The following is a 23,258-nucleotide window of genomic DNA, read 5'->3' as shown; positions in this document are numbered from 1 at the left end:
CGTCCTCTTTGGAAGAGAACGACATTATACCGCCTGAAGTGTTCAACTCAAAAGGAAATTGCTATATGGCTGAATTGCCAGCTAGCTGCGGAGCCATTTAACCATATAGCAATACAGCCTTTAGATTACCCCCTCAAACTGGCGCAGGAAGCGCACGTCGTTTTCGGTGAAGAGGCGAAGGTCTTTTATCTGGTACTTGAGCATCGTGATGCGCTCGATGCCCATGCCGAAAGCAAAACCAGAGTACACTTCCGGATCAATGCCGGAACTCTGGAGCACAGCGGGGTCTACCATGCCGGAGCCCCCTATCTCTACCCAGCCTGTGCCCTTGCAGATGTTGCAGCCTTCGCCTTTGCAGATGAAGCAGGTGATGTCGATCTCGGCGCTTGGCTCTGTGAACGGGAAGAACGACGGGCGGAAGCGGATCTGCGTGTCCTGCCCGAACATTTCCCTGGCAAAGTAATACAGCGTCTCTTTCAGGTCTTTGAAGCTCACGCCCTTGTTCACGTACAGGCCCTCTACCTGATGGAACACCATATGCGCCCGTGCCGATATAGCCTCGTTGCGGTACACGCGGCCAGGCATGATGCTGCGCAGCGGTGGCTGGTTATTCTCCATCAGGCGCACCTGCACCGTGGAGGTGTGGGTGCGGAGCAGCTTGTCTTTGTTCTCGCTCAAAAAGAAGGTGTCCTGCATCTCGCGGGCCGGGTGGTTCTCCGGGAAGTTAAGGGCTGAGAAGTTATGCCAGTCGTCCTCCATCTCCGGGCCTTCGGCCACGTTAAAGCCGATGCGCTCGAAAATGCGCACGATCTCCTGGCGCACCAGCGAAAGCGGGTGGCGGGTGCCCAGGGTGTTGGGGATAGGGGGCAGGGTGAAATCGAAGCCGGTGTCTCCTGCGGTGTCGGCAGTGCTGCTGAGCTGCTCCTGCGCCTGGTCGAAGCGCTCCTGGGCGCGGTTTTTCAGCGTATTCAGCTGTTGGCCCACCTCACGCCGCTGCTCCGGCGCCACCTGCTTCAGGTTGTCGAAAAGGTTGGCAATACGGCCTTTGCGCCCTATATAGGCAATACGGAACTGCTCCAACTCGGCGGCGTTCGTGAGCGGTGCCGCCTCTATCTCGTGTGCTATGTGTTGTATGTTGTCCACCATCATATGCAAAGATAATAAATTGGCGCTTTCTGATTCGATTTAACCACTTATGAGTTGGTACGCATACAGGTGGTGCTGGCATGGCAGGATTATATGCCGATCTTGTGGGGCGGGCCGTAGCCTGTCCCTGCAGTAGCCGATGCAGAAACAGCTGGTTCGGGAACGATGCGTACAGGTCGCAACTTGTCCCTGCGAGGGAATAAACTTTTCGGATTCGTGTGAGATGGGTTGCAAATCAGCGTCAGCAGTGCTGACTCCCCGGTTTATATGTTCCTTGCGTTGTGCAGCGGGGCTGTGGTGCAGAAGTGCAGCTGCCAGAGCGTGAAGGGTTTTGCGTACTGTGTATTGCAGAGGCGTGCTATGCTCCGTAGTTTACCGACTCAAACCGGCAGCTTACCGACTTCTATGTCTCGTTTGCCTATCTGCTGTAGACGCGTGGGTCTGTTTGTAGTACATTTGATCATCATCTTAAACAAAACAGGCAATGGAAAATCAGGAACAAAGACCGAAAAACCCCTACGGCGGCAACATGGGAAGTCCCCGGCAGGGCGGGGGAGGTAAGATCATGGCCGGCCTGCTCCTGGTCGCAGTGGGCGTCGCGGTGCTGGTGGCGAAACTCAATATCTTCTTTTTGCCTCACTGGATATTCTCCTGGGAGATGCTGCTGATCGTGCTGGGCCTTTTCCTTGGTTTCCGGCACAATTTCCAAAGGCCCGCCTGGATCATCCTGGTGCTGATAGGTACCGTGTTTTTGGTCGAGGACATGGTAGAGGGCTTTGATTTGCATATATACTTCTGGCCTATCATGCTCATCGGCCTGGGGGTGTGGATGATGCTAAAGCCCCATCGGGACTATCCCCGGCGCTTCGGGCGAAGGAGAGAAGTAGGGGGAGACGCCACCACGGGCACAGCACAGGATCAGGGCTTCAGCACAGCCTATGCCACAGATGGTGCCCAGTCTGGGGAGGAGGTAGTGGACGTGACGGCGATACTGGGCGGCATCAAGAAGAACATTATCTCCAAGAACTTCAGGGGCGGCGAGGTGGTGAGCGTTTTTGGCGGCACGGAGCTGAACCTGACCCAGGCCGACATGCAGCAGCCTGCCGTGCTGGAGGCCACACAGATCTTTGGCGGAACCACGCTCATCATTCCGCCGCACTGGGAAGTGAAATCAGAGATGGTGGCGATCCTGGGCGGCATTGACGACAAGCGTCCTATCCTGGCCAGTGGCTACGACCCGAACAAGGTGCTGATCCTGAGGGGCACCACACTCTTCGGCGGGCTCCAGATTAAAAGTTTTTAAACCGCAACGCGCATGCACCCCTTTCGCATTATACTGGTTTACCTGGGCTGGTCCCTGTTCTGGAGTGCCGTGCAGGCCGCGCTGCTGCTGTCGGTGGGGGTGCGCCTGAGCGCAGCCCTCACCGATGCGCTGCTCACAAACGCGCTGCTGGTGGGCGGGGGGTATGCGATGGGCACGTGCCTGCGGTTCTACCAGCCGGGTATAAAGCAGGGCGCCTACCTGCTGGGGTGGAGCCTGGGCCTGGCGGGAATCAGCATGCTGCTCTTTAACTATTTAGCAGGCAGGATCTTCAGGGCCGATGAAGCTTACCTCGCTTTTGTGGATGCCACGCTGCCGCTCCGGGTCGTGTTTGCCTGGCTGATGATCCTGCTCGTGCTGCTGCTGAACTGGATGTGGTACTACACCCGCGAACGGCAGCAGGACGAGGCGCGGAAGACCGATGCCGAGAAGCTGTCGCGCGAGGCGGAGCTTCACACCCTGCGCCAGCAACTGCAGCCCCATTTTCTGTTCAACAGCCTCAATTCTATCTCGGCGCTGGTGGGGGCAAGGCCCGAGCAGGCCCGCCGCATGATCATGCAACTCTCCGATTTCCTGCGCGGCACCCTCCGCAAAGGCGATCAGCAGCAGGTAAGCCTGTTAGATGAACTGCAGCACCTGGAACTGTACCTGGAGATCGAGAAAGTGCGTTTCGGGCACCGCCTTAGAACGGCTGTTGATGTGCAGAAAGAAGCATTGGAGATGCGCCTGCCGGCTCTTTTGCTGCAGCCTGTGGTGGAAAACGCCATCAAGTTCGGCCTCTACGATACCATCGGCGACACAGTGATCAGCATTACAGCCACTGCCCGCGACCATCACCTGCAGCTGCAGGTGCAAAACCCTTACGACCCCGCCACCGCGCAGCCACAGCAGGGCACCGGCTTCGGCCTGAGCTCGGTGCAGCGCCGCCTGTACCTGCTCTATGCCCGCCACGACCTGCTACAGACCCGGCAACAGGAAAACCAGTTTATCACCAGCATTAAAATCCCGCAGAAACTATGATGAAATGTTTGATTATAGATGATGAGCCCCTGGCCCGCGGCATGGTGGCAGAGTACCTGCAGCGCCACCCCGACATTGAGGTGGTGCAGGAGTGCGGCGATGGGTTTGCCGGGGTGAAAGCCATCATGCAGCACCAGCCCGACCTGATCTTCCTTGACATCCAGATGCCCAAGATAAATGGGTTTGAGATGCTGGAACTGGTAGACAGGGCACCGGGCGTAATCTTCACCACTGCGTTTGATGAGTACGCCCTGAGAGCATTCGAGGCCAACGCCGTGGATTACCTGCTCAAGCCCTTCAGCCAGGAGCGATTTGATGCCGCCCTGAAGAAATGGCTGGAGAACCGCCAAATAAGACCTGCAGAGGACAAAGCCGCCGACCTGAGCGAGGTGCCGGCCAAGCAGCCCGAGGAGCAGCAGCGCATCGTCGTGAAAGCCGCCAACGACATCCGCATCATCCCGGTGAAAGACGTGCTGTACCTCGAGGCTTATGACGATTATGTGAAGGTGCACACCGGCAACGGGCTCTTCCTGAAAAAAAAGACTATGGGCTACTACGAGCGTGTGCTGGACCCGAGCCAGTTTGTGCGCGTGCACCGCTCTTACATTATTCCGCTCGCCCAACTCACCCGCATCGAGCCACTGGAGAAAGACAGCCATATAGCCCTGCTGAAGAACGGCGTGCGGGTGCCCCTGAGCCGGACCGGCTACAGCAAACTGCGCACTGTGCTGGGGATATAATTTAAAAAAAAATTATATATAAATCTGCCGCCTTGGCGGCGTCTTATATACTATCGTATGGCCGGATTTTGCTGGACATCAGGAAGGCTTTTGTCTATATAACACTCCTGTTCATCGACGCTCTGCCCCTGAACCCTGTTCCTGTGAGATCGGTGAGCGATCTGTAAATGCTTGTATTTTAGTCAGAAACAAACATTATAAGAGGTGCTGTGTTAACCATTTGATAACACGGAAACTTTTGAAATGAAAAATGTTTCCATAGTTTTGCTCCTACTTATGGATATGGAAACAGCAGAAAGAACAGAAGCGAAAGATAAGATACTGCAGGCAGCCTTCGGCATGTTCTGCCAGTGCGGCATCAAAAGCGTGTCGATGGACGACATTGCGCAGCGCCTCTCGATGTCGAAGAAAACACTCTACAAGTGGTTCCGGAACAAGGACCAGGTGATATATGAAGCCATGGAAGCTTACCTGGGCAATGTGCAGCAGGATTGCGAGTGTTTCATCGAAACTTCCGGGAGCGCCATCGAAGAGCTCTTCCAGGTGGTGGAACTTACAAAGAGGGTCTTCTCCAACATGCACCCTTCCATTTTCCACGACCTGCAGAAATACCACCCCGACAGCTGGGACCTGTGGATGCAGCACAAGAACGGCTATATACTCGAGAAGGTGAAGGCGAACATCAGGCGGGGGATGAAAGAGGGGCTGTTCCGGCAGGGGCTGGATGTGGACGTCATGGCGCGCATGCGCCTGGTCCTGATCGAGCTGCCTTTTAACCAGGCGGTTTTCCCGCCGCACCAGTATGACGCCAGGCGCGTGCAGATGGCCGTGCTGGAGCACTACATGCTGGGTATCGCCACCTTGAAAGGCCACAAACTGATCAATGAGCTGAAGCATATAAACGAAGAAGAATAACCACTAGCTACCACCAACCTATCGGATTATGAAAAAAAGATTAAACCTGGTCATCGCCCTGCTCGCGCTGTGGGGCACAGGCTACGCGCAGGGGCAGGAGCCGATGCGGCTCAGCCTGCAGGAAAGCATCAACTACGCGCTGCAGCACCGCCCCAGCCTGCAGGCCACGCGCAACGAGCAGAAGATCGCCAAGGCGCAGGTGGGCGAGATCAGGGCCATGGGGCTGCCGCAGATAGATGCCGCCGTAGAGGTGGGGAACAACTTTGTGCAGCAGAAAACCCTGCTGGACCCAAGCGCCTTCGGCGGGGCTCCTGATGAATTAGACCCCTTCATAATCACGCCGGAGCAGCTGGCATCCGGTCAGCCCATTACCCTAACGCCTGCCTACTCCACGCCCGAGCCGCAGCCGGGCGACGGCGGCCTGCAGGCCATTACCTTCGTGCAGCCCTACACCGGCAGTGCCGCGATAACAGGCAGTCAGCTGCTTTTCGACGGCTCCTACCTGATCGGCCTCAAAGCGGCGAAAACATATACGGAACTGTCGCGCAAGTCTACTGTGCAGAGCGAGATTGAGGTGGCAGAGCAGGTGAGCAAAGCCTACTACGGCGTGCTGGTGAATGGCGAGCGCATGGAACTGCTCACGCAGAACCTCATCCGCCTCGACACGCTGCTTTTCCAGACCGGCGTGATGTTCGAGAACGGCGTGGCAGAGAAACTGGATGTGGACCGGCTGCGTGTGCAGCTGAATAACCTGAAGGTGGAGCGCCAGAAAGCGGAGCGCCTGATGCAGCTGAGCGAGAACCTGCTCAAGTTCCAGTTGGGCCTGAACCAGAGCCAGCCCATCCTGCTAACGGACAAACTGGCGGAGGTAGAAGTGGATATGAGCAAGGTAAACCCGCAGGATTTCAATTACAACAACCGCATCGAGTACTCGCTGCTGGAAACACAGCGTGACCTGGCGGAGCTGGACCTGCGCAACACCAAATCAGGCTATCTGCCAAAAATGTACCTCAACGCCCGCTACGGATACAGCGGGGTGGGCTCTACCTTTTCTGATGTCATGGATGTGCGCGCCGGCAGCAACAACACCACCAACCGCAACTGGTTCGACTTCGGCTACGTGGGGGCGCAGCTGCAGGTGCCCATTTTTGACGGCCTGCGCAAACACTACCAGGTGCAGCAGGGCAAGCTGGCGCTGGAGAACACAAAGCTTGGTTTTGAGTCGTTGCGCCAGAGCATAAACCTGGAGCTGGCGCAGGCTTCTGCGGAGATCACAAACGCGTTGGATGTGCTGGCATCGCAAAAAGAGAACATGGCGCTGGCGGAGGAGATCGCCCGCGTGGCCAAAATCAAGTTTCAGGAAGGCGTGGGCACCAACTTAGAGGTGGTATCCGCGGAAACCGACCTGCGCGAGGCGCAGACCAACTACTACGCTGCCATGTACGACGCCCTGATTGCCAAAGTAAACCTGGAGAAGGCTACCGGCACTTTACTGACTAATTAAAAACTACCGAAATAAACTGTGAACAAGACCATGAAACGAAATATCGGAATATATGCCGTGGCTCTTATGCTCGGCCTGGCAGCATGCGGCGAAAGCACCGACAAAGAGGCGCAGCTGGCCGAGCTGAAGAAAGAGCGCGAAAGCTTGGAGGAGCAGATCGCCGCCCTGGAGGCAGACCTGAAGGCCGGCGGGAAAACAGTGGCGACCGAAAAGAAGACGGTGCCGGTAAGCGTGGCCACGATGGCGCAGGACACGTTCCGGCATTACCTCGAGGTGCAGGGCCGTGTTGATTTTGACCAGAACGTGTTTGTGAGCCCGAAAGTGGGCGGCGTGCTGACCAGCATGCGCGTGAGCCGCGGCGACCGCGTTTCGAAAGGGCAGACCATGGCCACCATCGATGCGCAGGTGCTGGAGCAGAACATGGCCGAGCTGCAGACACGCCTCGACCTCGCCCGGATCGCCTTCGAAAAGCAGCAAAACCTCTGGGACCAAAAGATCGGGACGGAGATGCAATACCTCACCGCCAAAAGCAACAAGGAAGCCTTGGAGCGGAGCCTGGCCACCCTGCAGCAGCAGCGCGATCAGTTTAACGTGAAAGCCCCCATCAGCGGCGTGGTAGACGATGTGGTGCCGAATGCCGGGGAGGCCGTGATGCCGGGCATGGGCATTATCCGGGTGGTGAACACGCAGGGCGGGAAGATCGTGGCCGAAGTGTCGGAGGCTTACCAGGCGAAGATAAACGAAGGCGACAATGCCATGGTTTATTTCCCTGACCTGGACAAGGAGGTGGAGATGACGGTGGATGTGGTGAGCCGGTTTATTGACCCGACCAGCCGTGCCTTCACCGTGGAGCTACGCTTTAAGAACGGGAACGACATGACGCTGCGCCCGAACATGGTGGCCGTCGTGCGCATTCTGGATTACAGCAAGGCGGGTGTGGTGGTGCTGCCGGTAAACCTCGTGCAGCGCGACGAGAACAAGGCATATATATACATCGCCCAAAAAGAGGGGGACCGCTATGTGGCGGCACGCAAGGAGATTGAGACAGGTATGAATTACGATGGCAAGGTGGAGGTGCTGAGCGGGCTCTCCGGGAACGAGCAGGTGATCACGGCGGGCTTCCGGGACCTGAACGAAGGGCAGCCGGTGGTGTTTGCGCAGGAAAGCCTCAGCCAGAAGTAAACCACTTAGAAGCACAAGACTATGAAACAGTTTAAGCCAACCAGCTGGTCCATCGATAATAGAACGAGCGTCTATATCATGACCATTATCGTTACCCTGGCGGGGATCTTTTCCTATATAAACCTGCAGAAAGAGAACTTCCCGGACATCGTGATCCCGACAGTTTTCGTGGGCACCATATACCCGGGCACTTCCCCCGCCGATGTGGAGAACCTGGTGACGCGGCCCATTGAAAAGCAGCTGAAGGCGCTCTCCGGCGTGAAGAAGGTGACCTCCAACTCTATCCAGGACTTTTCCATGATCACGGTAGAGTTTAACACGGATGTGGACGTGACGGCCGCCAAGCAACTAGTGAAGGACGCCGTGGACAAGGCCCGCACCGACCTGCCGACAGACCTGGACCAGGACCCGGACGTGCAGGAGATCAACTTCTCTGAATTCCCGATCATGTACGTCAACGTGTCGGGTAACTACAGCCTCGACAGGCTGAAGAGTTACGCCGAGGACCTGAAGGACCGCATCGAGTCGAGCCCCGAGATAACGCGGGTGGATATGGTGGGCGCCCTGGACAGGGAGGTGCAGGTGAACGTGGACATGTACAAGATGCAGGCCGCCAAGGTGACATTCAACGATATCTCGAATGCCATTGCGCGGGAGAACATGACGATTTCCGGCGGTAACGTGACCGTGGGCGAGATGAAGCGCTCGGTGCGGGTGGTCGGGCAGTATGTGGACCCAAACAAGATCGGTGACATTGTGGTGCAGTCGGTGTCGGGCGGCAACATCCGGCTGGGCGACATCGCGGAGGTGAAAGAGGGCTTTGAGGAGCAGGAAAGTTACGCCCGCCTCGACAATGCCCCCGTTATCACCCTGAACGTAATCAAGCGAAGCGGCGAGAACCTGATCGAGGCCTCGGACAACATCCACGAGACGATAGAGGAGATGCAGGGCTCTGTGCTGCCCGACGACCTGCGGGTCACCGTCACCGGCGAGCAGTCGACCATGACAAGGCACACCCTCAACGACCTGATCAACACGATCATCATTGGTTTTGTGCTGGTAACACTCATCCTGATGTTCTTCATGGGCACCACCAACGCTATTTTTGTGGGGCTTTCGGTGCCGATCTCCATGTGCATCGCCTTTATCATCCTTTCGTTCTTCGGCATCTCGCTCAACATGATCGTGCTGTTCGCTTTCCTGCTGGCGCTGGGTATTGTGGTGGACGACGCCATCGTGGTGATAGAGAACACGCACAGGATTTATCACAACTCCAACCTGACCATCGACAGGGCGGCGAAAGAGGCGGCCGGAGAGGTTTTTCTGCCCGTGCTGGCGGGCACACTCACTACCATCGCTCCTTTCTTCCCGCTGCTCTTCTGGCCTGGCATAGTAGGTAAATTCATGCAGTACCTTCCCATCACGCTGATTATAACACTGGTGGCGTCGCTGCTGGTGGCCTTTATCATGAACCCGGTGTTTGCCGCATCCTTCATGAAGCGGGAGCGGGAGCAGCAGGTATCACCGAAAGCCCGCCGCAGGTTTGCCATCATCAACGGGGTGGCGCTGGCCGTGGCGGTGCTGGGCTATAGCATCGGGTGGTACGGCACTGCCAACCTGATCGTGCTGGGGGTGTTGCTGGTAGCTTTGAACAAATACGTGTTCACGCGCATGATCAACGGGTTCCAGAACAATACGCTGCCCCGCTTTATGCGCGGCTACGAGCGCCTGTTGCGCTGGATGCTGGTGGCAAAGCGGCCTGTTTGGGTGTTCGTAGGCATATGGGCGTTGCTGATCCTGTCTTTCTTGCTGATCGGGATACGCTCCCCAAAGGTTGTGTTCTTCCCGGACTCTGACCCCAACTTCGTGTATACTTACATCAACATGCCGGTGGGTACAGACCAGGCCGTGACAGACTCGGTGACAAAGCTGGTGGAGAGGCGCATATATGGCGTGATAGGGCAGGACAACCCGGATGTGGAGTCGGTGATATCGAACGTGGCCATTGGCGCCGGGGACCAGAACGAGCGAAGTGTGACGCCTCAGTCGCATAAAGGGAAAGTAACGGTGGCCTTTGTGGAGTTCATGGACCGGACCGGGGAGCAATCCTCCGCGGAGTACCTCACGGAGATCCGCAAGGCCATGCAGGGCATCCCGGGCGCAGACATTACCGTGGACAAGGAGCAAAGCGGCCCGCCGGTGGGCAAGCCAATCAGTATAGAGGTGTCGGGGGAAGATTTCCCGGAACTCATCAGGCTCTCGAAGCAGGTGGAGGAGTATATACAGCAGCAGAACATTGGCGGCATAGAAGAGCTTCGCTCTGACCTGGAGGACAGCAAGCCCGAGATCGTGATCAACGTGGACCGCGCCCGGGCCAACCGCGAGGGTATCAGCACCGGGCAGATCGGCTCGGAGATACGGACGGCCATATTCGGCACAGAGGCATCCAAGTTCAAGCGCGACGAAGACGAGTACCCGATCCAGGTGCGCTACGCCGAGCCTTACCGCGAGAATATCGACGCCCTGCTGGGCATGCTCATCACGTACCGCGATATGAATTCGGGCCAGGTGCGGCAGATCCCGCTCTCCTCAGTGGCCACCATCGAGTACTCCACTTCGTACGGCGGCATCAAGCGGAAAAACCTGAAGCGCGTGGTGACGATGGAGTCTAACGTGCTGGCGGGTTACAACCCCAACGAGGTGGTGCAGCAGATAGAAGAGTCGCTGCAGAACTTCCAGACGCCGGAGGGTTTCGAGGTGAGCATGGGTGGACAGCAGGAGGAGCAGCAGGAAACCATGCAGTTCCTGCTGGTGGCGCTGGTGGCGGCCTTCTGCATCATCTTCATGATCCTGGTGACGCAGTTCAACTCGGTGTCCAAGCCGTTTATTATCCTGTCGGAGGTGCTGTTCAGTATCACCGGCGTGCTGCTGGGCTTCTCTATCTTCGGGATGGATGCCTCCATTGTGATGACGGGCGTGGGAATTGTGGCGCTGGCCGGTATTGTGGTGAAAAACGGTATACTAATTGTGGAGTTCACGGATGTGCTGATGGGGGAAGGCATGCAGCTGAAAGATGCCATTGTAGAGGCAGGCAAAACCCGTCTGAACCCCGTGCTGCTGACGGCCACGGCCACCATCCTGGGACTGATTCCGCTGGCGCTGGGTATAAACCTGAACTTCTATACCCTTTTCACGGAATTTGAGCCGCACTTCTTTATGGGAGGGAACAGCGCCGCCTTTTGGGGGCCATTGGCCTGGACCATTATTTTTGGCCTCGGTTTTGCCACCGTCATCACACTGCTGATTGTGCCGGTCATGTACCTGCTCAATGAAAAGATGAGAGACAGGCTGCGGGGTAATAAAAAGAAAGAAACAGAGTTGAAGCAGGAGGAGCCTGCCCGAAACGAAAAAGTAAGAGAATATACAGTTTAACGACCTATGCCCATGTTAACTAAAAACAGAGCTATTGAGAAGGAGGTTATCCGTATCATTAGCAAAACGAAGGAGATCAGACCTGGCCGCTTGCAAGCTGATAAGCGCCTTTTCCAGGATTTTGGCTTTGACACGGTAGACCTGGTGGATATCATCCTGGAGCTGGAGAAAAACTTCAGCATCACGATCCCGGATGAGGTGCCGATCGACACGGTGGGCGACTTCATTGATTATGTGGCGATGCATACCATTCCGAAATCCGAATAACCCATCAAGAACTATAGCAGGAAACTATACAAAACAGAAAAGCGGGGAGCCATACAGGCTTCCCGCTTTTTTTATGGTTCTCTACAGGCCATAGCCTAAGCTGCAGCAGCCGGTGGTGCTTTGCCTTAGATGAAGCCTGTAAATGAGTGGTTATGTAAAGTTTGGTCGATAGCGTGCTGTTAATAGATGGAGATACGGAAATCTTTCAGTTTTTTATCCAAGTTTCTGGAGTCGCCGCAAATGCTGTCGAGCAGGTTCCAGAAGTGCGGGCCGTGGTTTTTCTCCACCGTGTGCGCCAGCTCATGCAGGATCACGTAATCGCAGAGCGCGTCTGGCAGGCGCATCAGGTGCAGGTTCAGGTTGATGTTGTTGGTATAGGAGCAACTCCCCCACCTCGACTTGGCATTCTTGATGAACACGCTCTGGTACTCGAACCCGAATTTCTCGGCAAAGTAGGCTACCCGTTGCGGCAGGTGCTGCTTCGCCTCTTTCCGGTAAGCCTCCTCAATGGACTTTCGGATGAACTTCTGCACGTCGTTGTCGCGCACGTCTTTGAAGGCCGGGAAAAACACGTTGATGTAGCCATCCTCTACCAGGCAGCGCATGTCGTAGCGTGCGTGGGTGAGCAGGCGCAGGGTGTGGTGCTTTGTCCTGAACTCTGAGTCGTGGGTATACACAGTCACCTTCTCTTCCTGCTGCTCCATACGGGTCTGGTGCTCCCGTATCCAATCGGCTTTGGTGTAGATAAGCTGTTCTGCTTTCTCGAAACTAATGTGCGGTGGCACGGCCACCCGCACTCCCTTCAGGGGGCGCACACTAATGCTCAGGCGTTTTGCTTTGTCGCTACGCTCAAACAAAACTTTCCCGATTCCATCGATGTGCAGGTTAACGGAGGTAAGACGAAGAAATGTTGAATACACTTTGGCTAAGAGTTAAAGTACAAAATCTCATGCTCAAATATATAGAATTATTTTCTTAAAAAAAGTCTAACTATAAATGATTTAAAAGATTTAATTTAAATTAATGTATTCGTATTGTGCTATATGTTAATAATCCGGGCTTGCTGTAAATGTATCATTATCTGCAGCATCGGCCTGTGAGGCGTAGCAAAGAAGTGCAAAAAGCAACGGCAGGCTTTGTAAAAGCCTGCCGCCGTTGTAACATTATATATAATATTGGATTAACGCACATTTCCGCCCGTGGGGTTCTCGTCGTTGCTGTTTTTCGGGACGCGGCTGCTGTCGGTGGTGGCGCCGCGCAGGGTGGGTTCGTGCGTGCTGGTGCCGGTGCCCTCTCCTTCGGTGGCGTGCCCCTGCGACGAATGGTATTTTGCAGGTTTGTTGCCCTCATGGCTATCCGCAGCCTTTTCTTCCTCAGAGTGGGCATCTGTCTCAGCGTCTGCTGCGTGGGCGCTTATTTTAAGTTTTTTCCAGCCTTTTTTATCATCCGTAGCCATACCATTTTATTTAGATGTCCTGTCGCGGACCTGTTTCCACCTCCCTGCCTGTGCTGTCGCTGTACTTGGGGGTACCCCACGAGGTATCAGCGTTGTGCGGCTCGGATGCGTGCTCCGTTGCCACGGGGGCCACGTTGATCGGCCGCGTCATCTCCCACTCCTTGTACTTGTCCAGCTCGGATTTGATGCTGGTCATAAACCAGGCCAGCAGCGTGGCATCGTCCAGCAAACCGATCACCGGTATCATGTCCGGGATAAGGTCGATGGGCGTGATGAAGTAGATCAGCACGGCCACGCCGCCCACCAGCGTGGAAGACGGAATGCCTTTGTACTCTCCGGCCATGGCGGCTTTGATCATGCGTGTCAGGAGTTGCAGGTTTTCCCACACCTCGCTGGCCAGGGCGCCCACGCCTTTTTTAGACGAGGCCTTCTTCAGGGTGTCTGATATAAGCTCTGCCACCCGCGACGGGTGCTTAAGATATACCTCTGCTTTCTCCAGGATCTTTTTAAAGAATGGGCTCTGCGCTATGTTCCTGCCTTCTTGTCTCTGATTGTCCATATGCTATGTATGCTTGTGCTTTTTATATATACGATAACTGATGTGGCACCATATAATGGTTTGGGTGCAATTTGCTCAAACAATGGTAACCCTTCTATACTTGCTGCCACTATTTTTGTTATGGTGTGGGCAAACAAAAAGGCCCTGGAGCTTTGCTGCAGGGTCTTTGGGGGAGTCTGTAAAGCTTAATTGATGCGGCCGGCGGCATAAAAGTTACGGCTGTAATAGGGCTCTTTCAGCGAGCTGACCATCACGCCGCCGCTGGTGGCAGAATGTATGAACTTGTTGTTTTTAAGGTAGATGCCTACATGGTAGATCGGGCTTTTAGGGCCGCGGCGGAAGAAGACGAGGTCGCCGGTGCGCATCCTGTCTTTTTTCACCCGCTTTACATCCCGGAACATGGAATGGGAGCTGCGGCTGAGGGAGACTCCATACACATCGCGGTAAACGCGGGTCACGAAGCCGGAGCAGTCAGTGCCTTTTTTAGAGTTGCTGCCGTAGCGGTAGGGGGTGCCGATCCAGCCGGATGCCGTTTCCACCAGTTGCCTGTAGTCGGGGTTGCGGAAACGGAGCCCCAGCTTTTTAACGTAATACTCCTCCGGCAGCGGTGGCTCCGGCTTGGTGTCCGCCGGAGGGCTTAGCGCCATCACCCGCACCATATCCTCGGCCGAATTTATGGCGTAGGGAGTAACAGGGGGGAGTGCTTCTGCAACTGCCGCCGGTGCGGTTGACCGGTTCGGGCTGATTTCGTAGAAGTAAGACAGTGCCAGCGAAAGCATTGCCAGCACGCTCAGGATAATAGACTTTGTCATAGGGTTTGGCTTGTATACAGCTGCCGCGGCAGCTTCACAGTTTCACCTTTTGGCGAACAACCGGGCTCCGAAAAACAGTTTCAGCGAAGCTCGTTTGTGCTCCCCGGCGCGCAACTGCGCCCCAGAGAACTGGTAAAAATAAGTAAACTATCCAAAGCGCCCAAATAAAAAAATCGGTATCGGCTTATGAATGTGGCGTTTGTGCAGCTTCCGGCTGTTTGTTTTCGCTTAAAATATACTTAGATGCCTGCTTCTATAGGCGGCAGGCGCGTCATTTTAAACGTTTAAGCTATGAATTATAAAGTCGTAGAACGCTCGCCTTTCGCCAGAATTGCCCGCATGGTGCTTAAAAGCGGAAATGTGGCCATGGTGCTGGGCAGGAGCATACACCTGAGTGGTGTGAGCCGCGACACCTTCCTGAAAGACGAGGGTTGGGTGGCGCACGAACTGTGCCATATCCGGCAATTCCAGGAGCACGGTTTCTTCCGGTTTCTGTGGCTCTACCTGCGCGAGTCGATGCGGGTAGGGTACTATAACAACAAATACGAGGTGGAGGCCCGCGTGGAGGGAATGAAGCACCAAAAGCACATGAGCCCGGCGAAGCGCGCCAGCAACACCATCAGCCCGACAGGTTTACCGCTCCCCGCAGACAGCCAGCGGGAGGAGGGCTGAGCAGGCAGGAAGTTGCCCGTAAAAGAGCAGGGCTATATATAAAGTGTATAAAGATGGTTCCGGCATCTTTTCTTATATACCTTATATATATAGCAGCGGCCCTTTGCCAGATCCTCTGGCTGCTGTCTAAGGCAGAGCTTTCAGTCCTGGTGGGTGCATCTCTTAACAATTTGCCGCCTTGCCCGTTCTTTATCAGAAGACCAGATTGTAAAACACGATAACAAACTTAACAATGGGTGACAAACTAAAAGGAAAAAAGATAGCCATATTAGTAGAGGAGGGATTTGAGCAGGTGGAGCTTACCAAGCCGCTGCAGGCGCTGAAAGACGAGGGCGCAGAAGCCCACATCATCTCTCCGAACAAGAACAGCGAGATCAAAGCCTGGAACCACACTGATTGGGGTGAGAAGTTTAAAGTTGATAAAAAGCTGAGCGATGTAAAAGCCGAAGACTACAACGCCCTGCTGCTTCCGGGGGGCGTGATGAACCCGGACAACCTGCGCACCAACCAGGATGCCGTAAGCTTTGTAAACAGCTTTATGGAGTCCGGGAAGCCGGTGGCGGCCATCTGCCACGCCCCCTGGACACTGATAGAGACCGGTAAAGTGAAAGGCAGGAAAATGACCAGCTACCACACCCTGAAAACAGACCTGAAGAACGCCGGGGCAGAGTGGGTCGACCAGGAGGTAGTGGTTGACAAGGGGCTGGTGACGAGCCGCAACCCGGGCGACATCCCGGCCTTTAACAAAAAAATGATCGAGGAATTTGCCGAAGGGAAACACGACCGCTAGGCGGTGCCCCATATACCTTGCAGTAGCGGCCGCGCCGGAACTTTTCCGGCGCGGCTTTTTTGCCTCATCTACACATTATACCCCTATCAGTTGTTTCATGCGCATTGCAATTTGCCTGTCTGCAGATTCCCCTCCTCGGAGGGGCAGGGGTGGGTTCTATAGAACAGCTGCGTGCGCAGTATTCAGTTGATAATGGTATGAAGTAAGCCATATATACCAACAGGTAAGTCATGCGGCCGGGATTAGCCGGAGCAGCTGCCCTGCATAGGACTCCAGCACCACGACCAGCACCAGGTCCAGCACAAACAGGAAGAGGCCCTGCAGCACCAGCGACTGGCCCCAGCCTTGCAGTTGCTCTGTTTTCGGGGAGTTCCGCGACCGCTCCTTCAGGTAAGCGCCCAGCACAACATAGGCCACGTCCAGGCCCACGTTCAGGTACAGGACCTTCTTATACCATATATGGAGCTTCAGGCTTTGTAACAAGGTTGCCACGGCCGGGTCTCTTGAGAAGATGCTGTACAGGGCAGCGGCGGCGATCATCAGGTTTACGATGTTCCAGTACAGGTTCATCTGGAAGAAAAATTTCCGGCTGCGGGTGGCTTTCGTCAGCTTAAAGCTCCCGACCAGTATGTTGAGGATGGCCCAGCCGCCTAAAACCAGCATGCCTGTTTTTAGTGAAGCTGCCTGCTGCTGGTTAAACGCCTGCAGCGTGGTGCTTTGGGCAGTGGCGGTGAGGCCTAGGAACAGCAGTGGTAGCAGGCACCAAAATTTTTTCATATAAATGCTTTCGTGTTTGAATAGGAACGCACAAAACAGGCGCTTCGCATATATAACGGAAAACGCCGTCCCGTGTCTGAGGCCGGTTGCTAAGGTGCGGAGACGTAAGCGGCTGAGGGTTAATTGTCCTCGGGTTTCGCCACAAGGTCAATCCCGATGTTAACTTCAGGGTAAATTGTCTTGTTGCCCAGCGATTTGTCCGATCGGTATACCAGGCCCCATTTGGTGCGGTCGATGTTGAAGTTGGCCTTGGCGCGGAGCAGCGTGTCCAGGGTGACGCGGGCCGGGAAGGAAACGCTTTTGGTTTCCCCTTTGATAGTCAGGTTGCCTGTGATGCGGTGGGTCGGGTTTTTTATACGCAAATCGTCGCCGAGGGCAGCCGGGGCCTTTGCCTCTTCGTCGCGGGCCTTGTCGCCTGTGCTGTCGAGGCGGGCAATGCCCACCATTTCGAACGCGGCAGTCGGGTATTTCTCCACGTCAAAAAAATCAGCGGAGCGCAGGTGGGTGGTTAGCTTCTGGTTGCTCTCAGCGTCTATGGTCTTGTCTGCGGAAACCGTGTTCGCCACATCCATCACAAAATTACCGCCCGTCAGCAACCCGTTGCTCATATATAGCTCGCCGCTCTTCAGCCTGAAAACGCCGTTATGCCGCCCCGTCACCTTCGACCCGATCCAAGTAATCTCGCTACGGGCTGTGTCTACCACAAAAATGTCTGTGGGGGCGGGCGTTTTCTTATTAACCACGGCATCGGCAATCACCGCCTCGTCGGTTTTAATGGTGGTGTCGCAGGCTGCGGCAAGCAACAGCAGCAGGCCCAACAGTAGCCGGGAAAGTGGGTGTAGGTGTGGTTTGCCCATCATGTTTTATAAAGTGGAACAAAAGAAATGGCAGTCCCCTGTTTCAGGAATACGCTTCAAAAGCAGAAAATGATATAGGGCTACGGTGCAGCCTTTAGAAACAGCGATGATTCATTGTGCCGGGGTGGGTTCACGATGGGGTTTCTCCCGCCGGTATGGCTTCGCTAAAAAGCTACGCCGAGGTACACCTGCACCACGCTGTTCTTGATATCCTCGTTAATAGGTTCTCCGGCCCCGTCTTCTTTGCGCAGGTCCTCGAGGCTGTGCACGTAGCGGGCCCCCAGCCTGAACCGGTTGAGGCGTCCCTCCAGCCCGGCGGCGGCTCCATAGCTGAACGTGTTGTATGGCTTAAGGTCTACCTCCTTGCCGTCCTCTTTGGCAGCAATCATAATGCCCGCCTGGGGGCCGAGGTGCACGCTAAAGTTTTCAGAGATGCTGAAAACCGCCAGCACCGGCACATCAAAGTAGTTCATCCGGAAAGTAGAGTCGTTGCGCTCGTAGCCTTTCCGGGAATAAAGCACCTCGGGCTGTACCGAGAAAAACTCACCGAAAGCGATTTGGGCGAATACTCCGGCGTGGAAGTTCGTGTGGCCGCTCACATCACCCAGTATATCCTTGTCGCTGCCGTGCAGGCTCGCAAAATTCACGCCTCCTTTGATGCCTATTCCGGCGTTGGGCGCGTCGAGGCCGCTAAGCAGGTTGTGGTCCTGCTGCACCCGGGTTGGGCCTTCCTCTTGTGCAAAAGCAGTCAGGCTGCAGAGCAGCAGCAATGTCAGTAAACGTAATTTCATCATAGTTCTGGGTTTTTGAGTGTCATAAATAGGTTGAGCATCCTGCTGCTGCTGAGCACCTCAACCTTAGTAGGATCGTTATATATGCTTATACTGTTTTTAGGGAACATTATGTTGCACCACCGCCACAGCGCGAGCTTGCAAGCCGCCCCGCGCGCTCTTTATTATATATGATTTAATATATGTATAGCTTCCTTCAGATTCCGGACTGCGACTTATGAACTGATATTCTGAATGAAATTACGCGGATGCTATTGTGATAAATAGTAAAACCGCTTCTGCGGGTATTGGATTATTCTTTTAAATGGAGTGGTGATGAAGCGATTGGCGCCAACGTTAATAATCTTAGCCAAATTCCCTTTTTCTGTGGTTGCAATATGAAATTGTGAAGAAAATTGCCTGCTTTTAACCTACAGTTAACATGGTTTGGTGGACAACTATGGGTTGTCCACCATGGTTATCCACAAATGTCCACATGGGAAAAGGTGAAAGGCTGCTGAATTGTGGAAACTCTCCCCACTTATCCACCGCCTGATTTTTGCTGCTAAGGCTCTTAGTTTTTGCACTGTCCGGGTATGCGCATCTTTAGCACGCCCGCTTGCAGTAGCATGAATCTTCAGAACATGTACCGTCCGTTTCTTGTTAGCTTTGTGTTATGCTAAAAATTGCCTGGACCGACATTTTTGCCCATAGCCTCCCGGAAGGTCACCGCTTCCCGATGGCGAAGTACGACCTGCTGCCCGAGCAGTTGCTGTACGAAGGCACCATATCGGCAGAAAACCTGTTCGCTCCGGATCCGCTGCCAGCGCAGTATATACTGGACACGCATGACGCCGCTTACTGGCGGCGGCTCAGCGAGTTGCAGCTCACCGCCGCAGAGATCAGGAAAACGGGCTTTCCGCTGTCGGAAGAGCTGGTGCGGCGCGAGGTAGTGATTATGAACGGCACCCTGCAAGCCACTTTGTTCGCGCTAGAGTTCGGCATCGGGATGAATATCGCCGGCGGGACCCACCACGCTTTCACCGACCGCGGCGAGGGCTTCTGCCTGCTCAACGACATAGCCATTGCCGCCAACTACCTGCTCAAGCACAAGGGTTTTCAGAAGATACTGGTGGTGGATCTGGATGTGCACCAGGGAAACGGCACGGCGCAGATCTTTGCGCAGGAGCCGCGTGTGTTCACCTTCAGCATGCACTGCGGGCACAACTACCCCTTCCACAAAGAGCGCTCAGACCTGGATGTGCCGCTCGCCGCGGGCACGGACGATAAAGCGTACCTGCGGCAACTGAACCACCACCTGCCGCGCCTCCTGGACGAGGTGCAGCCGGAGTTCGTGTTTTTCCAGTCGGGGGTGGATGTGCTGGCGACGGACAAGCTTGGGAAACTGGGCATGACGATAGCGGGCTGTAAAGAGCGCGACCGTGTGGTGCTAAGCCTGTGCCGTCAGCACCACCTACCGGTGACCGTGAGCATGGGTGGCGGCTACTCGAAACAAATCGCGCATATAGTGGAGGCGCACGCCAACACCTTCCGGCTGGCGCAGCATCTGTACTTTTAAAATCGGGTAAGGTTCCGATATAAACCGCAAACGCCTTTGGCGATACCGCCACCTGGAGGTGAAAGTTTGGTTAGTGCCGCGTCTTGAGTTTCTCCGAGCCGTCTTTCTTGTCGGGCAGCAGGATCTTCTTCAGCGTGAAGAATACCACGGGGGCCAGCGCCAGCACGAGAATCACCACCAGGACCAGCTTCATCGCCTTGACCAGAACAGAAATGATGACGGCAGAAATGACAATGGAGGCGGCAAAAATCAACCAGAAGTAAAGCGTTCTTTTGTTCATAGGTATACGGTAGCTTCAGATGCGGGTGGCTTTCAGATGAATATACGAAGAATTACCGCTTAAACAAAAGCAATTGCCACCGGAAGGCCCACATCCAGCGCAGTTTATATTCCTGCACGCCCGCCTGCTGCGCCAACTGTTTCAGCTCGCTGCGCTTAAACGCCCGCCACACCGACAGTGGGGCATCGTTCCGAACCAGGTATGAGCAAGGGAGAACCTTTGTCAGGTACATGATCGCGTAATAAGCCAGCCAGTGCCGGTGCAGGTCGTTGATGATTACCCCGAGGCGGGCCTGCCGGTACAGCTGGCCGAACATCCGCACCAGTTGCGGATGGGTAAAGTGATGGCAGAAGAGGCTGCAGACGGTGATGTCGTAAGGCTGCTGTGCGAAGGTCTCGGAGAAAACGTCGTGCTGCTCAATGCTGATCTCCGGGTAGGCCTGGCAGCGGCGGCGGGCGTACTGCACCATATAACCGTTGGCGTCCACCCCTGTCAGCTCCACCGGTATGTTTTTCCGGCGCGCCCAGCGGGCAATGCGCTGCAGCGTGTCGCCGCCGCCGCATCCGATATCGGCAATGCGCAGCGGTTGCCGCGCCGGCTGCTTTTTCGCCAGCTTATGCAGGGCATCCAGTACCACCTTGTGGCCGCCGAGCCAGTTATTGATCACCTCCAGCTCATATAGGTTCTGGCGCAGTTCCTCGCCTGTCAGCGACAGGTCGTCCATCAGTTCCGGCTCGTCAGACCGCTGCTTTAGCTTCCGCATAATGCACCTTCAGTAACATGGATTCAAGGGTGAGGCCGGGGCCGAAGGCAAAGCTCAGCACCGGTTCGTCCTGCTCTTCGGTGGTCAGGCTGTCCATCAGCTCCTTCAGCACAAACAGCACCGTGGCCGACGACATGTTGCCGAACTCGCGCAGCACCTGGTAGGCAAAGCGGTTGTCGTTGCGCGACATGCCCAGTTCCTGCTCAATTACCTCCAGTATGCGGCGCCCGCCCGGGTGGATGGCGAACAGCTTTATCTCCGACACCGTGGTCTTGAGCCCCTTCAGCAGTCGGTCCGTCAGCTCCTTGATGCCTTTCTTGATAAGGTCGGGCACGTAGGAGGACAGCGTCATCTCGAAGCCGGTGTCGCCGATGTGCCACGCCATATCGCGCTTGCCCGCCGGAGCCAGGTCGCAGTGGAACGACTGCAGCTCCAGGCTGACCTCCTGGTTTGGCTGGCCCTGCATCAGCACGGCGGCAGCGCCGTCGCCAAACAGTGCATTCGACACCAAGTGGTCCTGCTGGGCGTGTTTCTGGAAATGGATGGTGCAGATCTCCGTGCAAACCATCATCACTTTTGCCTCCGGGTTGGCCCTGCAAATGGCGTCAGCGAGTTTAATGGCGTTGAAGGCTGCGTAGCAACCCATGAAGTTAACGGCCGTGCGCTGCACACAGGGCGACAATCCCAGTTTCTCCACCAGTTCTATGTCCAGGCCGGGGGCATACATGCCGGTGCAGCTAACCGTGATGAGGTGCGTGATTTCGGGCAGCGAGACAGAAGTCGCCTGCTTCAGGCAGCTGCGGATGGCGTCCTCCGAAAGCTCCACAGCATATTTGCGGTACTCGTCCATGCGCTGCTGCACTGTTGGGAAGGGTTCCAGCGTGGGGGTGTTGGGGTAAAAGGTGAAGTCCCCGTTCTGGCGGGTATAATCCTGAAGCACGCTATAGCGCTGGCCGATGCCCGACACGCGGTACAGGGCCTTGAGCTTGCGGGTGTCCTGCTCATCAAACTGCAGCGCTGCCGCCATAAAGTCCGCTATCTGCATCTGCGGTATTCTGTGGGCCGGGTTGGCTGTGCCGATGGCGCATATATAGCTCTTCATGTAGTTTTATTCTCCGTTATTGGTAACCGTTGCCTGCGCCCTCAGGTGCGGCCATATGTTCAACACAAATCTCTGGGAATAGTTACAGCTTTCCGCTGCGAAGCAAGCAACGTTAGGTGTGCATTAGTTAACGCTTCTAACTACGCAAGCGCCTGCCTACTAGATGTGAACGGCTGGGGATGCGGCGTCAAAAGGGCTGCCCGTGCGTGCGGCGCATGATAAGCTGCGTGGCAAAAGGCAGGTGCCGCAGCGTGCCCACCGCCACTTCGGACAAAACAGTGCTGCCGAAAAGTTGTTGTACGGTGCGGCCCACCTTTAGGCGGCTTTCGAAATTCTTTTTCCAGCGGAGGCTGTAGCCAGCCTCCAGTTCCTGCCGGTTGTGGCCATTGCGGAAATACTGGAGTACTTGCTCTGTGGCTATTTTGCCCGAGTGCATGGCCATGGCCATGCCGTTGCCGCAAAGTGGCGTGATCATGCCTGCCGCGTCGCCGCACATCAGCATGTGGTTCTCAAGGCAGGTTTTGGTGGCAAAGGAGATTTCGTTGATCACCTCCGGCTGCTCATATAAAAAAGTAGCCTGTTCAAATATCCGGCGCAGGTGCGGGTTGCGGCACAGCACGGCCTGCTCCATGGCCGGGATACTGCCCTGCTGCTTCAGGTTCTGGCGGGTGGTGAGGTAGCAGAAGCAGTAGCGGTTATCCTCAATGGCCGAGATGCCGGCATAACCGTCCTTGAAGTTGTGCAGGGCGATCAGGTCTGTTGGGAAATCATAGGCAATATGATACTTAACGCCGATATAGGGGGAGCGCGCCCTGAAGAAGCGGCGGTTCAGTTGCCGGTCCAGATTGGCGCGCTTGCCGTAGGCGCCCAGCACGACCCTGGCTTGCAATGTGCCGCCGCCGGACAAGTGCACAGCGAAGGCGTCATCTTCGAATACCACTTCCTGCGCCGTTTGCTGCAACATAAAGCTCACGCCCTGCTGCTTTGCCAGTTCGTAGAGGTAGTGGTCGAGGGTGAAGCGGCTGAGGCCAAAGCCACCCAGGTCGAGCTTGGACTCCAGCGTTTTGCCGGTGGGGGAGGACAACTGGAAGCGGCTGATGCGGGCAGGGCTGAGGGAGCTGAGTTCTACCCCGAGCGTCCGAAGGAAAGGCAATACCTCGTTCGAGACATACTCCCCGCATACCCTGTGGAACGGGTAAGTTTTTTTCTCAATCAGCGTTACCTGTCGCCCGGCCCTGGCCAAACCCAGTGCACTGACCAACCCGGCTAAACCGCCACCGATAATAACGACATCCTCTGCCAAAATATTTTATT

The 23,258-nt window shown here is 55.5% G+C and carries 23 protein-coding genes; 11 read left to right on the top strand and 12 right to left on the bottom strand.

Features of this window, described 5'->3' with window-relative positions; translation table 11 throughout:
* Nucleotides 1-120: 120 nt before the first annotated feature.
* Nucleotides 121-1,146 (bottom strand): phenylalanine--tRNA ligase subunit alpha, encoded by a 1,026-nt coding sequence (gene pheS / locus ABD920_RS13370; protein WP_345159836.1) that lies wholly within the window; start codon nucleotides 1,144-1,146, stop codon nucleotides 121-123.
* 484 nt (nucleotides 1,147-1,630) lie between these two features.
* On the opposite strand from pheS, the gene ABD920_RS13365 reads away from it, so the two are divergent.
* From ABD920_RS13365 to ABD920_RS13330, 8 genes are all read left to right on the top strand, one after another.
* Complete coding sequence (locus tag ABD920_RS13365; protein WP_345159698.1) at nucleotides 1,631-2,449, top strand: LiaF transmembrane domain-containing protein; 819 nt, start codon at nucleotides 1,631-1,633, stop codon at nucleotides 2,447-2,449.
* Between the two features lie 12 nt (nucleotides 2,450-2,461).
* Entirely contained in the window at nucleotides 2,462-3,487 is a 1,026-nt protein-coding gene (locus tag ABD920_RS13360) for a sensor histidine kinase (RefSeq protein ID WP_345159696.1), read from the top strand.
* A complete protein-coding gene (locus ABD920_RS13355) occupies nucleotides 3,484-4,227 on the top strand; it encodes a LytR/AlgR family response regulator transcription factor (protein ID WP_345159695.1) in 744 nt (247 codons plus the stop codon). Before ABD920_RS13360 ends, ABD920_RS13355 begins: the two co-directional genes overlap by 4 nt.
* Nucleotides 4,228-4,509: 282 nt before the next feature.
* Nucleotides 4,510-5,142: a TetR/AcrR family transcriptional regulator gene (locus ABD920_RS13350; protein WP_345159694.1), complete on the top strand. Its 633-nt coding sequence runs from the start codon at nucleotides 4,510-4,512 to the stop codon at nucleotides 5,140-5,142.
* 28 nt (nucleotides 5,143-5,170) lie between these two features.
* The gene (locus ABD920_RS13345) at nucleotides 5,171-6,646 is read left to right on the top strand and encodes a TolC family protein (protein ID WP_345159692.1); all 1,476 of its coding nucleotides are present in this window, start codon (nucleotides 5,171-5,173) and stop codon (nucleotides 6,644-6,646) included.
* A gap of 30 nt (nucleotides 6,647-6,676) precedes the next feature.
* Nucleotides 6,677-7,828, top strand: coding sequence for an efflux RND transporter periplasmic adaptor subunit (locus tag ABD920_RS13340; RefSeq protein WP_345159691.1), 1,152 nt, complete (start codon nucleotides 6,677-6,679; stop codon nucleotides 7,826-7,828).
* A gap of 21 nt (nucleotides 7,829-7,849) precedes the next feature.
* A complete protein-coding gene (locus ABD920_RS13335) occupies nucleotides 7,850-11,260 on the top strand; it encodes an efflux RND transporter permease subunit (RefSeq protein ID WP_345159690.1) in 3,411 nt (1,136 codons plus the stop codon).
* 12 nt (nucleotides 11,261-11,272) lie between these two features.
* Nucleotides 11,273-11,527: an acyl carrier protein gene (locus ABD920_RS13330; RefSeq protein WP_345159688.1), complete on the top strand. Its 255-nt coding sequence runs from the start codon at nucleotides 11,273-11,275 to the stop codon at nucleotides 11,525-11,527.
* Nucleotides 11,528-11,706: 179 nt separating this feature from the next.
* Here the strand turns inward: ABD920_RS13330 and ABD920_RS13325 are convergent, their stop codons facing one another.
* The 4 genes from ABD920_RS13325 to ABD920_RS13310 all read right to left on the bottom strand — a co-directional run bounded on the left by ABD920_RS13325 (nucleotide 11,707) and on the right by ABD920_RS13310 (nucleotide 14,354).
* Nucleotides 11,707-12,447: a M48 family metallopeptidase gene (locus tag ABD920_RS13325; RefSeq protein ID WP_345159687.1), complete on the bottom strand. Its 741-nt coding sequence runs from the start codon at nucleotides 12,445-12,447 to the stop codon at nucleotides 11,707-11,709.
* Between the two features lie 260 nt (nucleotides 12,448-12,707).
* Nucleotides 12,708-12,983: a hypothetical protein gene (locus ABD920_RS13320; protein WP_345159685.1), complete on the bottom strand. Its 276-nt coding sequence runs from the start codon at nucleotides 12,981-12,983 to the stop codon at nucleotides 12,708-12,710.
* Between the two features lie 10 nt (nucleotides 12,984-12,993).
* Nucleotides 12,994-13,542 (bottom strand): YkvA family protein, encoded by a 549-nt coding sequence (locus ABD920_RS13315; RefSeq protein ID WP_345159683.1) that lies wholly within the window; start codon nucleotides 13,540-13,542, stop codon nucleotides 12,994-12,996.
* A gap of 185 nt (nucleotides 13,543-13,727) precedes the next feature.
* Nucleotides 13,728-14,354 carry a C40 family peptidase gene (locus ABD920_RS13310; protein ID WP_345159681.1) on the bottom strand — a complete coding sequence of 209 codons (627 nt, stop codon included), beginning with the start codon at nucleotides 14,352-14,354 and terminating at the stop codon, nucleotides 13,728-13,730.
* Nucleotides 14,355-14,645: 291 nt separating this feature from the next.
* Here ABD920_RS13310 and ABD920_RS13305 point away from each other — a divergent pair, with 291 nt between their 5' ends.
* Both ABD920_RS13305 and ABD920_RS13300 read left to right on the top strand, forming a co-directional pair.
* Entirely contained in the window at nucleotides 14,646-15,026 is a 381-nt protein-coding gene (locus tag ABD920_RS13305; protein ID WP_345159680.1) for a hypothetical protein, read from the top strand.
* A 232-nt stretch (nucleotides 15,027-15,258) separates the two neighbouring features.
* Nucleotides 15,259-15,816 (top strand): type 1 glutamine amidotransferase domain-containing protein, encoded by a 558-nt coding sequence (locus ABD920_RS13300; RefSeq protein WP_345159679.1) that lies wholly within the window; start codon nucleotides 15,259-15,261, stop codon nucleotides 15,814-15,816.
* A gap of 228 nt (nucleotides 15,817-16,044) precedes the next feature.
* On the opposite strand, the gene ABD920_RS13295 is transcribed toward ABD920_RS13300, so the two are convergent.
* From ABD920_RS13295 to ABD920_RS13285, 3 genes are all read right to left on the bottom strand, one after another.
* Nucleotides 16,045-16,593 carry a DUF6992 family protein gene (locus ABD920_RS13295; RefSeq protein ID WP_345159676.1) on the bottom strand — a complete coding sequence of 183 codons (549 nt, stop codon included), beginning with the start codon at nucleotides 16,591-16,593 and terminating at the stop codon, nucleotides 16,045-16,047.
* Between the two features lie 119 nt (nucleotides 16,594-16,712).
* A complete protein-coding gene (locus ABD920_RS13290) occupies nucleotides 16,713-17,453 on the bottom strand; it encodes a YceI family protein (protein WP_345159675.1) in 741 nt (246 codons plus the stop codon).
* A 161-nt stretch (nucleotides 17,454-17,614) separates the two neighbouring features.
* Complete coding sequence (locus ABD920_RS13285; protein ID WP_345159673.1) at nucleotides 17,615-18,244, bottom strand: porin family protein; 630 nt, start codon at nucleotides 18,242-18,244, stop codon at nucleotides 17,615-17,617.
* A 652-nt stretch (nucleotides 18,245-18,896) separates the two neighbouring features.
* Here ABD920_RS13285 and ABD920_RS13280 point away from each other — a divergent pair.
* A complete protein-coding gene (locus tag ABD920_RS13280; protein ID WP_345159671.1) occupies nucleotides 18,897-19,799 on the top strand; it encodes a histone deacetylase family protein in 903 nt (300 codons plus the stop codon).
* 70 nt (nucleotides 19,800-19,869) lie between these two features.
* Here ABD920_RS13280 and ABD920_RS13275 read toward each other — a convergent pair whose 3' ends face one another.
* From ABD920_RS13275 to ABD920_RS13260, 4 genes are all read right to left on the bottom strand, one after another.
* The gene (locus ABD920_RS13275; RefSeq protein ID WP_345159669.1) at nucleotides 19,870-20,079 is read right to left on the bottom strand and encodes a hypothetical protein; all 210 of its coding nucleotides are present in this window, start codon (nucleotides 20,077-20,079) and stop codon (nucleotides 19,870-19,872) included.
* Nucleotides 20,080-20,131: 52 nt separating this feature from the next.
* Nucleotides 20,132-20,842: a methyltransferase domain-containing protein gene (locus tag ABD920_RS13270; protein WP_345159668.1), complete on the bottom strand. Its 711-nt coding sequence runs from the start codon at nucleotides 20,840-20,842 to the stop codon at nucleotides 20,132-20,134.
* The gene (locus tag ABD920_RS13265; RefSeq protein WP_345159667.1) at nucleotides 20,817-21,944 is read right to left on the bottom strand and encodes a type III polyketide synthase; all 1,128 of its coding nucleotides are present in this window, start codon (nucleotides 21,942-21,944) and stop codon (nucleotides 20,817-20,819) included. Before ABD920_RS13265 ends, ABD920_RS13270 begins: the two co-directional genes overlap by 26 nt.
* A gap of 187 nt (nucleotides 21,945-22,131) precedes the next feature.
* Nucleotides 22,132-23,250 (bottom strand): NAD(P)/FAD-dependent oxidoreductase, encoded by a 1,119-nt coding sequence (locus ABD920_RS13260; RefSeq protein ID WP_425568620.1) that lies wholly within the window; start codon nucleotides 23,248-23,250, stop codon nucleotides 22,132-22,134.
* Nucleotides 23,251-23,258 lie beyond the last annotated feature (8 nt).

The organism is Pontibacter saemangeumensis, assembly GCF_039541895.1.
Taxonomy (GTDB): domain Bacteria; phylum Bacteroidota; class Bacteroidia; order Cytophagales; family Hymenobacteraceae; genus Pontibacter; species Pontibacter saemangeumensis.
This window is presented reverse-complemented; position numbering and strand designations above follow the sequence as displayed.